Annotated in this window: 12 protein-coding genes; 3 read left to right on the top strand and 9 right to left on the bottom strand. The window is 43.4% G+C overall.

The annotated features are described in order from the left end of the window. Positions 1 to 229: 229 nt before the first annotated feature. Positions 230 to 997, top strand: a complete 768-nt coding sequence (locus tag NST16_RS19685) for a formate/nitrite transporter family protein (protein ID WP_340888176.1) — start codon at positions 230 to 232, stop codon at positions 995 to 997. 38 nt (positions 998 to 1,035) lie between these two features. Here the strand turns inward: NST16_RS19685 and sacT are convergent, their stop codons facing one another. Further along, positions 1,036 to 1,866 (bottom strand): sac operon transcriptional antiterminator SacT, encoded by an 831-nt coding sequence (sacT, locus tag NST16_RS19680; RefSeq protein ID WP_340888174.1) that lies wholly within the window; start codon positions 1,864 to 1,866, stop codon positions 1,036 to 1,038. A gap of 41 nt (positions 1,867 to 1,907) precedes the next feature. After that, positions 1,908 to 2,210: a hypothetical protein gene (locus NST16_RS19675; RefSeq protein WP_010332348.1), complete on the bottom strand. Its 303-nt coding sequence runs from the start codon at positions 2,208 to 2,210 to the stop codon at positions 1,908 to 1,910. Between the two features lie 529 nt (positions 2,211 to 2,739). Here NST16_RS19675 and vpr point away from each other — a divergent pair. Then, positions 2,740 to 5,160, top strand: coding sequence for a serine protease Vpr (gene vpr, locus NST16_RS19670; protein ID WP_340888171.1), 2,421 nt, complete (start codon positions 2,740 to 2,742; stop codon positions 5,158 to 5,160). 57 nt (positions 5,161 to 5,217) lie between these two features. On the opposite strand, the gene NST16_RS19665 is transcribed toward vpr, so the two are convergent. The 3 genes from NST16_RS19665 to NST16_RS19655 form a co-directional block, all read right to left on the bottom strand. Further along, entirely contained in the window at positions 5,218 to 6,222 is a 1,005-nt protein-coding gene (locus tag NST16_RS19665) for an LLM class flavin-dependent oxidoreductase (RefSeq protein WP_010332349.1), read from the bottom strand. A gap of 178 nt (positions 6,223 to 6,400) precedes the next feature. Further along, positions 6,401 to 7,150 (bottom strand): oxygen-insensitive NADPH nitroreductase, encoded by a 750-nt coding sequence (gene nfsA, locus NST16_RS19660; RefSeq protein ID WP_340888169.1) that lies wholly within the window; start codon positions 7,148 to 7,150, stop codon positions 6,401 to 6,403. 103 nt (positions 7,151 to 7,253) lie between these two features. Further along, positions 7,254 to 8,438: an FtsW/RodA/SpoVE family cell cycle protein gene (locus tag NST16_RS19655; protein WP_010332351.1), complete on the bottom strand. Its 1,185-nt coding sequence runs from the start codon at positions 8,436 to 8,438 to the stop codon at positions 7,254 to 7,256. A gap of 519 nt (positions 8,439 to 8,957) precedes the next feature. Between NST16_RS19655 and ywcE the strand changes: the two genes are divergently transcribed. Then, on the top strand, positions 8,958 to 9,224 hold the full coding sequence (gene ywcE, locus NST16_RS19650; protein ID WP_081638379.1) for a spore morphogenesis/germination protein YwcE: 267 nt from the start codon (positions 8,958 to 8,960) through the stop codon (positions 9,222 to 9,224). 42 nt (positions 9,225 to 9,266) lie between these two features. Here ywcE and qoxD read toward each other — a convergent pair whose 3' ends face one another. From qoxD to qoxA, 4 genes are read right to left on the bottom strand one after another with little or no spacing between them, the layout of a single operon-like run. Beyond that, positions 9,267 to 9,641 (bottom strand): cytochrome aa3 quinol oxidase subunit IV, encoded by a 375-nt coding sequence (gene qoxD, locus NST16_RS19645; protein ID WP_003222169.1) that lies wholly within the window; start codon positions 9,639 to 9,641, stop codon positions 9,267 to 9,269. Between the two features lies 1 nt (position 9,642). Further along, entirely contained in the window at positions 9,643 to 10,257 is a 615-nt protein-coding gene (gene qoxC / locus NST16_RS19640) for a cytochrome aa3 quinol oxidase subunit III (protein ID WP_010332353.1), read from the bottom strand. Between the two features lie 13 nt (positions 10,258 to 10,270). Further along, complete coding sequence (gene qoxB, locus NST16_RS19635) at positions 10,271 to 12,220, bottom strand: cytochrome aa3 quinol oxidase subunit I (RefSeq protein ID WP_010332354.1); 1,950 nt, start codon at positions 12,218 to 12,220, stop codon at positions 10,271 to 10,273. A gap of 27 nt (positions 12,221 to 12,247) precedes the next feature. Beyond that, positions 12,248 to 13,213: a cytochrome aa3 quinol oxidase subunit II gene (gene qoxA, locus NST16_RS19630; protein ID WP_081720819.1), complete on the bottom strand. Its 966-nt coding sequence runs from the start codon at positions 13,211 to 13,213 to the stop codon at positions 12,248 to 12,250. Positions 13,214 to 13,675: the final 462 nt, after the last annotated feature.

The raw sequence follows: 13,675 nt of genomic DNA, 5'->3' as shown, positions 1-13,675 counted from the left end.
TTTTCATTTACGCAAATTTTAGGTCTTGCCTGCTTTACCAGTCACAATCCCGCTTATTCAGATTGAGAATACGCTTTCATCATAAAACATGACAGCGTTTTCGTCAACTGTTTTTTAGTTAAAAAGTTTGATAGAACATGTAGACAAAAATTCGTAAAAATTATTTGTGAAACGTTTCACAATATTATGCTATACTATGCTCATCTATCAAAGAAAGCAGGAAAAGACAATGGAAACGCAAGCATTGCAAAAGGTTGAACAGTATGCTTTAAGAAAACAAGACATATTCGTTTCAAGCAAAATCCGTTATTTGCTCAGATCCATTTTGGCCAGCATGTTTATTGGTTTTGGCATTACAGCCGCAAGCAAAACAGGCAGCTATTTCTCTATTGCCGACTCACCGTTTGCCTTACCGGCTGCCGCTGTGACATTTGGAGCTGCTATTGTATTAATTGCATACGGAGGCGGGGATTTATTTACCGGCAACACCTTTTATTTCACTTATACCGCACTCCGGAAAAGAATCCGCTGGCGCGATACCCTGTATCTGTGGGCTTTCAGCTATACCGGCAATTTGGTCGGAGCCGTTTTATTTGCGATTCTTATCAGCGCAACCGGGCTTTTCGAGGGGGCATCCCATTCCTTTTTGATTCAATTGGCAGAGCATAAGATGGAGCCGCCGGCGTCAGAGCTGTTTTTCCGAGGAATGCTGTGCAATTGGCTTGTATGTTTCGCTTTTTTCATTCCGATGTCTCTCAAAGGAGAAGGAGCAAAGCTGTTTGCCATGATGCTTTTCGTTTTCTGCTTTTTCATTTCCGGTTTCGAACACAGCATTGCCAATATGTGCACATTTGCGATCTCACTTATGATTGATCACCCTGATACAGTCACACTCGCGGGAGCAGTCAGAAACTTAATTCCTGTTACGCTCGGCAATCTGGCCGCAGGAATTGTGATGATGGGCTGGATGTATCACACGCTGAATGCCGATAAATAAAAAAACTTCCAGAGATCACTCCCTGCAAGTCAAAGCGGTTATTCCGAGAGATCTTGAAGACGCTGGACATGCAGCGTGATATAGCCGGCCTCGGACTCCGGCAAATGTAATTGATATTCATTTTTCAGAAACTCCGCCAGCTCCAGCGCACATTGATAGGCAAATGAATACTTTTTTTGGATGAAATAAAGCATCTCTTCGTCCATGACATGAAACGCTTCATTTGTTTCCAACCGGCTGACCGCGTATCGCAAATGCGTGACAAGGCGTTGATAGGAAATGCTATTCTCATCCACCTTTCGATTAAAATAGTTTTCTATTTTCTCTATCATTTCTTTTATCATCGTCGTATGCTTCAGCGCTGAATACATACTCTCCGCATCCATCTTTGCCGTATGGATGTGAAGGGCAATATAACCCGCTTCATCTTCAGGCAGAGACACGCCCAATGTCTCTTTTACATGACCGATCGCCCACAGGCCGATCTCGTATTCTTTTTTATAGAGCGCCTTTATCTCATGCAATAATTTATTTTGCACAAGCAGCCCATTTTGAATCCTTTCGATCGCAAAGGACAAATGGTCAGAAAGCGCGATATGAATATGGTCGCTCAGCGGCGCCGCGAGCTCCCCTTCCGCATAGCTGATGATATCCTCAGCTATATCAATATGCTCCTCCGGCAGCGTTTGCAGGATTTGTTTAAACTTTTCATTCTCGTCGTGCACGACAAATATCTTTTCTACTTTATTCATAGGGATAAGATCATTTTTCTTTTTTTGAAAAGCGATTCCCGGTCCCATCACAATTTTTTCGTGATCATCCTCTTTAATTAAAGCCGCATTGTTGTTTAATACTTTATAGATTTTCAAGAGGCTCTCTCTCCCGCCAATTAGCTTTTATGACTGGGATTTTACCTCCTTTTGACCGCCATGTAAAGATGCGGGCCGGCCCTCTCCTGCTTTGGCGATTCCTTGAAGGCTTGCAGACATCTTCTTTTATAGAGAGCGGCGGCTTTCGCTTTCTGTTTTTCTTCGTCATTCACAGCCATCCGCCATTCATAAAACGAAACCAGTCCTGCGGCTTGCACCGCCGCTTTTCTTTGATATGTACGCTGAGCCGAATAAATAGCGGCAGCCGCATGTTTTCGGTCCGGCGCCACCCAGTTCATCAAAAAGACCATCCACACCCGTAAAGATACAAGCAAACGTTTCATAGAAAAACATCCCTCCGCTTCTTTTTGGCAGGCAGCCTTTTTAGCAGCCCGTTTTTTCAGCCGCAGCTCACAGGAAAAGACGGCCGATTTCTTTTCTCGCAAACTAGCAGCTCTAGCAAAACTCATGACTCTATGATAGACCGTGGAAAGAGAATTCTTTGTCACAATATGAGTGAAAAAACCAACTAGTTTTTAGAAGTTTTGTTGAAAGCTGAAAGAAATGAAATGAAAATTGGAGAACCGCTTTAAAAAGTTTATACACAAGTTATCCCAAAGATAAGAACAACTTAATCACAAGAGATATCCACATGTCCACAAACTCTATCTATATTTTGTATAGGAACATATATTCCCAACTATATATATACACAGCTTTATTCACTTATACACAGGGTTCTGTGTATAACTCCTTCCTTATACACAATCAAAATCCAATAAATGGTCCAAATGACACAAGGATTTTTTTGAATTTTCAAGAAATATATACTAGATCTTCAACATTTTTTCTTAACTCAAAGGGGGAAACACATTGAAAAACGGGATTATTCGCTTTCTGCTTCTAGGTCTTGTTTTATTCTTTACGTTATCCACAGGCATGACAGGGGTACAGGCAGCACCGGTTTCTTCAAAAGGATCGGCAGACCTGGAAAAAGCCGAGGTATTCGGTGATATTGACATGACAACAAGCAAACAAACAACGGTAATTGTGGAATTAAAAGAAAAATCCTTGGCAGAGGCGAAGGAAGCGGGAGTAAACCAAACGAAAAGCAAGCTCAAAAACGCCCGCTCAAAAGCAAAAAACAAAGCCGTGAAAGCGGTGAAAAACGGAAAAGTAAAACGAGAATATGAACAGGTTTTCTCCGGATTTTCTATGAAGCTCCCAGCTAATGAAATTCCAAAACTCCTAGCAGTAGATGACGTTAAAGCTGTGTACCCGAACGTCACTTACAAAACAGACAATATAAAGGAGAAAGATGTCACCATCTCCGAGGACGCTGTATCTCCGCAAATGGATGACAGCGCGCCATATATCGGAGCAAACGACGCTTGGGATTTAGGCTACACTGGGAAAGGCGTCAAAGTCGCTGTTATTGATACAGGGGTTGAGTACAATCACCCTGATCTGAAGAAAAACTTCGGACAATATAAAGGATACGATTTTGTAGACAATGATTACGATCCGAAAGAAACACCAACGGGCGATCCGAGAGGCGAAGCCACTGACCACGGAACACACGTGGCCGGAACTGTCGCTGCGAACGGTACGATTAAAGGCGTAGCACCTGATGCAACACTTCTCGCTTACCGCGTTCTCGGACCGGGAGGAAGCGGCACAACAGAAAACGTCATTGCAGGCGTGGAACGTGCTGTACAGGACGGAGCAGATGTGATGAACCTGTCTCTCGGAAACTCATTAAACAACCCGGACTGGGCGACGAGCACAGCGCTTGATTGGGCCATGTCAGAGGGCGTTGTCGCCGTTACATCAAATGGCAACAGCGGACCGAACGGCTGGACCGTCGGATCGCCTGGCACATCCAGAGAAGCGATTTCTGTCGGTGCAACGCAGCTTCCGCTCAATGAATACGCTGTCTCATTCGGCTCTTACTCTTCAGCAAAAGTCATGGGCTATGACAAAGAAGATGACGTTAAGGGGCTTCACAATAAAGAGGTCGAGCTTGTCGACGCTGGTCTCGGCGAAGAAAAGGACTTTGAAGGAAAAGATCTGAAAGGCAAAGTGGCACTCGTCAAACGGGGCAGCATTGCTTTTGTGGATAAAGCAGACAACGCCAAAAAAGCAGGCGCCATCGGCATGGTTGTGTATAACAATTTATCTGGGGAAATTGAAGCCAATGTGCCTGGCATGTCTGTGCCAACGATTAAGCTTTCATTAGAAGACGGTGAAAAGCTCATCAGCGCCATGAAAGCTGGCGAGACAAAAGCAACATTCAAGTTGACGGTCTCAAAAGCGCTCGGTGAACAGGTTGCCGATTTCTCATCCCGCGGCCCTGTGATGGATACGTGGATGATTAAGCCGGATATTTCCGCCCCAGGCGTCAATATTGTCAGCACCATTCCAACACATGATCCTGACAGCCCATATGGCTACGGGTCAAAACAAGGAACGAGCATGGCATCACCTCATATCGCCGGAGCGGTTGCCGTCATCAAACAAGCTAAACCGAAATGGAGCGTAGAACAGATCAAAGCTGCCATCATGAATACAGCTGTCACATTAAAGGATGGCGATGGAGAAGTATATCCGCATAATGCCCAGGGCGCAGGCAGCGCAAGAATTATGAACGCGATCAAAGCCGACTCATTCGTCTCACCGGGAAGCTACTCGTACGGCACATTTTTGAAGGAAAATGGAAACGAAACGAAGAAAAAAACCTTTACAATTGAAAATCAATCTTCCATTAGGAAGTCATACACGCTGGAATACTCATTCAACGGAAGCGGTATTTCCACAACCGGCACAAGCCGTGTTGTGATTCCGGCTCATAAAACCGGAAAAGCCACTGCAACAGTAAAGGTCAATACAAAGAAAACAAAAGCAGGCACCTATGAAGGAACAGTCATCGTAAGAGAAGGCGGAAAAACCGTCGCCAAGGTACCTACATTGCTGATCGTTAAAGAGCCGGATTATCCGAGGGTAACGTCTGTATCAGTTAATGAGGGCTCTGAGCAAGGCACCTATGAAATCGAAACCTACCTTCCTGCGGGAGCGGAAGAGCTGGCTTTCCTTGTCTATGACAGCAACCTTGACTTTGCAGGCCAAGCAGGTATTTATAAACATCAAGATAAAGGCTACCAGTACTTTGACTGGGACGGCACGATCAATGGGGGTACAACACTTCCAGCCGGTGAATATTATATGCTCGCCTATGCAGCCAACAAAGGAAAATCAAGTCAAGTTCTGACCGAAGAGCCATTTACTGTTGAATAAAAAGCAGCCCTGCCGAGAAACATCGGCGGGGCTTTTTCCATACAGGCTTTAACGGCTTCATGCCTCGGCAAACGCCTCCTGTAAAAGGCGATAAGAATGAAGTTTATCCTCAAATCGATTCGTAATGGTTACCGCCATGATTTCCTCTGTATCATAAGCCTTACTCAAGGACATCAGCTGTTCCTTGACCTGTTTTTTCGTACCGACAATCATTCGGTTTCTGTTATCAGCAATTCGTCTTTGTTCATAAGGAGAGTACGTATTGTTCCGGACAGCTTCATAATCAGGAACACCTTCTAAAGGAATGCCCTGCTCCCCCGCCAAGAGAGTAAAATCAAGCACTGCCGCAAGCTGTTCCGCTTTCTCCTCTGTATCCGCACATAGAACAAAAACAGCAACTGCCGCACGAGGCGTTTCTCCTAACACAGTTGGCTTAAATCGTCTCTTATATTGTCTGACCGTATCCTCCCCGCCCTCGCCATTAATAAAGTGGGCAAACATATAGCCGGCACCCGATTCAGCGGCAAGCAAGGCACTTTCTCCGGATGAACCGAGCAGCCACACATCCGGCGCGCTGGATATATGAGGCGCAGCCGTCAGATTCGGAAAACGGTGTTTGTCATCCGCCAAATCATGCAAATACATCGTCAGTTCCTTAATTTGCTGCGGGTACTGATCAGCATTGCGCTTTCCGCCGTCATTGAGCGCCCAAGATGCAATCGGCATTCCTCCCGGCGCTCTGCCTAGGCCGAGATCAATTCTTCCCGGCGTCAAACCTTCCAGCACACGAAAATTCTCAGCTACTTTATAGGCACTGTAGTGCGGCAGCATTACACCGCCTGATCCCACCCTGATCCGGTTCGTTTTCGCCGCAATATGGCTGATCAGCACCTCTGGACTGGACCCTGCCAGACGCTTTGAAAAGTGATGCTCTGAAACCCAAAATCTCTTATATCCAAGACCCTCAGCCGCCTGGGCAAGCTCAACGGTTTCCCGTAATGCCGTTTCTGCCGAGCTTCCCTCGGACACCGGAGATTGATCTAATATACTTAATGATAACATCCCTACCACCTCGTCCTCATCGTATCACTGATCCATTATTTTTTCTTCTAAGCCGCTCACACTGTTCATCAGTGTCTCCCGATCAATCGTCATTTATTTGTGTCAGCTTGTCTCTATTTGTCGGAATATGTTACACGTGAAACATAAAAACCTCTCCGCCAGCGGAGAGGTTTCACATTTAGTTCTTATTAAAGCCTTTTTCTTTCACATATTCATTTAAGTACGTACGCGGTTTCTGCTTCATAAAGTTCAGAATTTGATCAGACCACGTTTCCACCCGCTGACCGTTTGTTCTTTCTCTATAATAATCAGAAATGGTTTTGTCATATGCACTCATATGTTCACGAAAATCATCGTCATTCACATTATACGTATTTTCATGATAGACAGCCTGCTTCGGCAATCTCGGTTTTTTGCCGGATGGGTTGGCAGGATGTCCTACAGCCAGACCAAAAAGCGGGAGTACATGGTCAGGCGTTTGCAGCACCTCTGTCACCTTATCCAGTTCATTCCGAATGCCTCCAATATAACATATGCCAAGCCCCATTGATTCTGCGGCGATGCTCATATTTTGAGCCGCAAGCGCAGCATCAATTAAACTGACCATAAACATTTCCGTATTTTCCAGCAGCTCAGAGATATGTTCGCCTTTTTCTTCAGCCAGTTTTTGATGACGGTACAAGTCCGCGCAAAACACAAAAAAGTGACCGTTATGTTCAACATAAGGCTGATTCCCCGCAAGCACAGACAGCTCACGTTTTTTCTCCGGATCGGAAACACCGATAATCGAATAAGCCTGCACATAGCTGGACGTAGGCGCAGCCTGCGCGCTTTTCACTAATGTATCAATTTCCTCAGCTGTCAAAAGCTGATCAGTAAATGATCGGATCGACCGATGGTTTAAAATGGTTTCAATTGTGTTGTTCATCACAAGAACCTCCTTATCTGTTTTTATCATATCCGAAAAAAAGCGAACTCAAAAGTGAAATGCTCTACAAAAAAAGAGACAGCCCTTAAAGGCTGTCTGCATTTTATGAATTAAACAAATAACTTCTGTATCTCGTCAGCTGAACACTCGCATTATACACAATACCGAAACCAATTAACGTGGCAAGCGTCGAGCTTCCCCCATAGCTGACAAACAGCAGCGGAATCCCGGTAACAGGCATAATACCGATATTCATCCCGATATTCTGGAATGTGTGGATCACAATTAACGCCGTATAACCTACGCAAAAGAATGAAGCAAAACGGTTGAATGGATGGATCTTGTCAATCAAAACGACAAGTCTATAGATTAAGAAGAAGAACATGATAACCACAATGGCACAGCCTAAAAATCCGAAGCTTTCACCTAAAATAGCAAAAATAAAGTCAGTCTGTCCCTCTGGTACATAAACCTTCAAGTTATGAACACCATTTCCGATAATCCCGCCTGAGCCGATAGCCATGACGGCCTGATCAACCTGCCAGCCGCTATTTGCATCTTCCTGAGTTGTTCCATTTGAATCAGAAACCCAAGATGTAACCCTGTTAATTTGATACTCTTGAATACCCACTGACTTAGCAACATCAGGAAAATTAATCATAACTAACAAGGCAAGAGTAATAAGTAAGATACCTGAACCGCCAATGATCGCGATCAGCTTCCAGTTTACTCCTGACATAAAGACCATGACAATCACAATAAACATACATATTCCTGCTGTACCAGCATCCTGCAGAAGGATAAGTCCGATTGGCACTACTGCAACGCCTGCTATCTTCAACAAAAGATAGACATCATCTCTAAGTGAACGAACTTTTTTAGGATTCGCCTTAGATATAACCGAGGCCACCATCATCATGAGCCCTATCTTCATAAATTCAGAAGGCTGCAACGTAACAGGTCCAAATTGGAACCAGCTTTTTGCACCATTTTTTACAGGGGCGATAGACTCAGGGCTAATCCTTAATATCAATAACAATAAGATTCCAAATATAAACACATATAAACTGAGTTTTTCTAGTTGCTCTAAATCGAAATAAAGTAGTGCCGTTATTGCAACAATGCCCAATACATAATAAACGATTTGTTTCTTCCAAGCACCGTCTCCATACTGCCCAAACTGACCGGCAGCATAAATTGATACTACACTTATGATAAAAAACACACAAAATATAAAAATCAAATCTCCCTGATAAAAGGGGCTTTGCTGTTTCTTATATCGACTCATTCTATCCCGCCTTACATTTTCATCGGAAAATCACTAATGTTTATTATACATGAACCACGTTCAAGATGACACGTGAAGCTCGTTTCCTTTTTTGTTTTTTGCGCGCAGTTGTGGCGCTTTTTCAGCTACACGAAATATGACGTATCATAAACCGAAATGTTTCGATTGACACAAAACTTTTCAAATGAAAAAACCCCTATTTCTAAAGGGTCATGCATGCAGTCTCTTATTAAATATGTATTTATTGAAGGTTCCTTTCGTACAGCAAGTTGCTAGAAAACCAAGGCAGAAGTAAACAAACTGCTCCATTCTCTCGGTTTCCATACATTCTCCTAGCGGATAGGCGATAAAAAATAAGGCAATAGTGCCAGACCATTTCCATAATTACCTGTATCAATTTCTGGAAAACATGGTATAATAATTGTAACAAAACGTTCACAAAACAACCACAAAACAGACACAATTCATTTCCTCTACTTCATTTTTGTAAACGCTGTCACAAAATGAAAGGAGACGGGTATGATGGACATGTTTTTTGCTTATTTATTGGTTGCCAGTGCTACTCCCCTCTTTATTTGGCTCGATAACAAAAAAGTCGCACTCTCTGCTATTCCGCCAATTATTTTAATGTGGGTATTCTTCTTCTTTTACGCAACAGAAAGCCTTTCTCCACTCGGACACACTCTCATGATTATCCTGTTTGCCGTCAACGTCATTGTCGCTCATATTGCGGCCTTTATCATCTATGGCCTTCCTTATCTTCGCAGAAAGCGAAGCAGCAGCTGAAACAGTAAAAAAACCCTCTTCTGGACGAAGAGGGTTTTTTGCTTATTCGTTGTGGCCTGAGTGCTCTGAGTGTTCAGCGCCTCCAGGAGGATTTCCATCCATGTGGTCACCGTGATGATAGTGAGCCGCGAAAATCCAGATGGATCCAAGCACGATAACGATCGCGCCGAAGAATCCGAACAGCGTGTTTCCGACTTGGATACCGCCGTTTTCGCTCTCTGTCATGTGCATGAACATGAGGAGCTGGAGCGCCGCCTGAATGAAGGCGAAGCCGAAAATGATCCAAAGTTTTGCTGATGAGCTCAGGTCAGTATACACTGCAACCCATAGAGCCAGCAGGGTCAAAACAATAGAAAGTGCAAAACCTACAATGTGCTTCCATGGAAAGTGACTGTGTTCAGCAGATTTGTTTGCCATTTTACAGACCCCCCAATCCCATGAGATAGACACCTGTAAAGATGAAAATCCATACAACATCTAAGAAGTGCCAGTACAAGCTTGAGATAAAGATTTTAGATGAAGTTTGCGGAGTTAAGCCGCGTTTCTTCAACTGAATCAGAATGCCTGCAATCCAGAAAATACCGATTGTTACGTGAGTTCCGTGAGTTCCAAGTAAAACAAAGAATCCAGACCAGAACGCACTTGTACCGAGAGATGCTCCTTCATGTACATAGTGGACAAACTCGTTGATCTCACAACCGACGAAGCCGGCGCCGAGAAGAAGAGTGATAATTGTCCAAATGACGACGCCTTTTAAACTTCCGCGGCGCATTTCATGAACAGCGATCCCGCAGGTAAAGCTGCTGATAAGCAGCAAGAACGTCATAATCATTACCAGATTCACTTCAAACAGTTCGTCCGGTAAGACACCTCCTGCTGTTCTGTTTTGAAGAACGAAGAAGGTTGCAAATAGTGTTGAGAACAACACAATTTCTGCCCCTAAAAAGATCCAAAACCCGAGAATATTAAGTCTGCCGGTTTCAGATTGATATTCCATAGGCGCGTTAGAATTGCCGTGTTCTGCATGTTCCATAACTCACGCCTCCTTATTCGGAAATCTTTCTTTCCGTCTCTTTTATTTCATCAACACTTACGTAGTAGCCATTGTCGTATTCGAATGAACGCAGCACCATGCAGAGCAGGACTCCGATTAATCCGACTACGCCCATCCAGTACCATTCAAAGACAAGTCCAAAGCCGGCGATACCGAAGGCAACAGACATAAAGAACGGTCTGCCTGAGTTGCTTGGCATATGGATTTTCTTGAATTTGCTTTCAGGGTATAATTCAGTTTTTTCTTCTTTCATGTGCAGGAATGCATCTTGGGATTTGACTTCAGGAAGCACCGCAAAGTTGTAGTGCGGCGGAATCGCAGATGAAGTCGCCCAATCAAGCGTACGTCCCACACCCCATGAATCTCCGCTGATTTCACGAGTAGAGTAACGGAAGCTGTAGTAGATGTTATAGCAAAGGATTAAGAATCCTACACCCATCATGAAAGCTCCGACTGTTGAAATAAAGTTCAATGTTGTCCAGCCATCATTCGGTCCGTATGTGTAAATACGGCGAGGCATACCTTGAAGCCCCAAGAAATATTGCGGGAAGAAACAAATATTGAACCCGATCATAAAGATCCAGAAGAACCATTTTCCAATTTTTTCGTTCAGTTTGTGGCCGAACATTTTTGGATACCAGAAAATAAATCCTGCGAAACAAGCAAATACAGTACCCGCGATCAGCACGTAGTGGAAGTGAGATACCAGGAAGTACGTATTATGGTATTGATAATCCGCTGCTGCCATCGCAAGCATAACCCCTGTAACCCCGCCGATAACGAAGTTAGGAATGAACGCAAGCGCCCACAGCATAGGCGTTGTAAAGCTGATTCGGCCTTTATACATGGTAAAGAGCCAGTTAAAGATTTTAACCCCAGTCGGAATCGAGATTGCCATTGTCGTAATTGAGAAGAATGAGTTAACGGACGCACTGTTCCCCATTGTGAAGAAGTGGTGAGTCCAAACTAAGAAACTCAATACGGAGATGGCGATAATCGAACCAACCATCGCTTTGTAACCAAACAATTGTTTTCTTGCAAAGCTTGAGATAATTTCTGAGAAAATACCGAACGCCGGAAGAATAACGATATATACTTCAGGATGTCCCCAAATCCAGAACAGGTTGGCCCAAAGCATCGGCATACCGCCTGCTTCCAGTGTGAAAAAGTGAGCGCCGAACAAACGATCAAATGATAAGAGTGCTAAAGCTACTGTAAGCACAGGGAAAGCAAACACGATAATAACCATTGTGATCAGTGTTGTCCATGTGAACATTGGCATACGCATCAGTGTCATGCCTTTTGTTCTCATTTTTAAGATTGTGACCATAAAGTTGATCCCTGTCATCAGGGTACCGATACCGGCAATCTGAAGTCCGAGGAGGTAGTAGTTCTCACCCGGTCCAGGGCTCATGTCGTTACTTGCAAGCGGCATGTAACTTGTCCAGCCTGCGTTCGGAGAACCTCCGATAACGAAAGAAATATTAAAAAGCATAGCCCCTACGAAGAACGTCCAGAAACTCAGGTTGTTCAAGTAAGGAAATGCAACGTCGCGAGCACCGATTTGAAGAGGTACAACAACGTTAATAAGACCGATTAAAAACGGCATCGCCATGAAGATAATCATGATCGTACCGTGAGTCGTAAAAATTTCATTATAGTGGTTTGAGTCTAAAAAACTGTTATTCGGAAGCGCTAGCTGGGCACGCATCATCAAACCGTCGACACCGCCGCGGAATAACATAATTACAGCAGATATAATATACATGATTCCGAGTTTTTTGTGGTCAACAGTTGTTATCCATTCAGACCAGAGCCATTTCCATTTCTTGAAGTACGTCAGTACAACAATGATGGCGATGGTAGATAGTGCAATGGAAACTTGTGCGCCCAGAATTAATGGGTCACCTGTTACAAAAAATTCATCCCATTTAAATTTCATGCGGGCTTCCTCCTTTCCTGATCAATATCATTCTTCTGTATCATCAGACTTCTTAAATTCATTTTCCTTTACGTTTTCAAACGGATCTGTTTTAGAGTGCGGTGAAACGGCTTGGTAGCCAAGGCGTTTGCGGGCCTCCATCGCGTATTCTGCGTCTTGTCCGTGATCAACGTATTTTAAGTGAGTAGAAGAGAACGTTAATTCGTCCACATTTTCAGGAAGCATCAATTGATCATACTTCTCTTTTGTCAGCTTAGGAGCCTCATTTTGAGTCTTTTTCACCCAGCTGTTAAAGTCTTTTTCTGTTACAGCATTCACATCAAACTCTTGGTCGGCAAAATGTTCACCTGTGAAGTTCGCGTTGCGGCCTTCATAAGTTCCCACTTCATCAGCCTGTAAGTATTGATCCATCAGCATTCCAGCCATCGCGTATTTTTGTCCTCCAAGCTGAGGAATCCATAGCGAAGCCATTGAATCTGCAGATGAGATTTTAAACAAGATCGGGCGGTCGACAGGAATGTTTAAGTAGTTGACCGTTTCAATATCCTGTTCAGGGTAGCTGAATACCCATTTCCAGTCTACCGAAGTAGCGTAAACAACAAGAGGCTCTTTATCCTTTGTTGCTTCAGGAGCTTTTTCTAACGAATATATCGTCTGTACGGTTGGCACAGAAAGTGCGATGACGATTAAAATTGGGATCACTGTCCAGACTACTTCTAAGAACGTGTTACCGTGAATTTCTGGGTTATAAGATCCATTATCTTTGCCTTTACGGTCGCGGTATTTTACTAAAATAATGGTAAAAAGAACAAAGACGACCCCGACGATAAACAGCATAAATCCGATAGATAACAGGATTAAATCACTTTGCTGATCAGCCACAGGCCCTTTCGGATCTAGTACTGAAGCATTGCTGCATCCCCCAAGGACAAAAACCACAGTTAACAGCGCTAATACAAGTAACGGTTTTAATGCTCTGAACAAGAAGATCACCATCCTTCCTATTGATGTAATAAATCTGAAGTGCATACTTCCTCAAAATCTTTTCTCTACTTTGTTATGCTATCAAAAACTTCACTTATTAGCTTTATTTTTTTATAAACTTCATCCCATTTTCGCTTAAATGTCATAAAATCGACAAAATTTGCTCCAACTTTATTCACATCTATCGCTTAATATGAAAAGTTTCTAGTTATTTCCGCATATAAGTAAAGAAAGAAGATGAAGAACTATTTCTGACAAATAAAGGTTTACCACAATAAAAAACCTAGGTCAATCAAAAATTTCATTTTGTTAAACTTTCTACAAGGGAATTAATTTTTCCTTGGCTAGCATCTTTTCACACGATTACCATTTTAACGCAATGCATATTGAAAGAAAAGGCTCAATAGAGCGGCGATATGCTCTGAACTGTTCCCTCTTTTTGATTAGCACATTCAATTGTTTATCCTATAC

Origin of the sequence: Bacillus sp. FSL K6-1005 (assembly GCF_038000225.1) — a bacterium.
GTDB lineage: Bacteria > Bacillota > Bacilli > Bacillales > Bacillaceae > Bacillus > Bacillus mojavensis.
The sequence above is the reverse complement of the archived record's forward strand: the minus strand, read 5'-3'. Positions and strand labels throughout refer to the sequence as shown.

Coding starts and splice junctions, on each gene's coding strand:
- NST16_RS19685 (WP_340888176.1), top strand. CDS start 230: ATGGAAACGCAAGCATTGCAAAAGGTTGAACAGTATGCTTTAAGAAAA.
- NST16_RS19675 (WP_010332348.1), bottom strand. CDS start 2,210: ATGAAACGTTTGCTTGTATCTTTACGGGTGTGGATGGTCTTTTTGATG.
- NST16_RS19665 (WP_010332349.1), bottom strand. CDS start 6,222: ATGTTATCATTAAGTATATTAGATCAATCTCCGGTGTCCGAGGGAAGC.
- nfsA (WP_340888169.1), bottom strand. CDS start 7,150: ATGAACAACACAATTGAAACCATTTTAAACCATCGGTCGATCCGATCA.
- NST16_RS19655 (WP_010332351.1), bottom strand. CDS start 8,438: ATGAGTCGATATAAGAAACAGCAAAGCCCCTTTTATCAGGGAGATTTG.
- ywcE (WP_081638379.1), top strand. CDS start 8,958: ATGATGGACATGTTTTTTGCTTATTTATTGGTTGCCAGTGCTACTCCC.
- qoxD (WP_003222169.1), bottom strand. CDS start 9,641: ATGGCAAACAAATCTGCTGAACACAGTCACTTTCCATGGAAGCACATT.
- qoxC (WP_010332353.1), bottom strand. CDS start 10,257: ATGGAACATGCAGAACACGGCAATTCTAACGCGCCTATGGAATATCAA.
- qoxB (WP_010332354.1), bottom strand. CDS start 12,220: ATGAAATTTAAATGGGATGAATTTTTTGTAACAGGTGACCCATTAATT.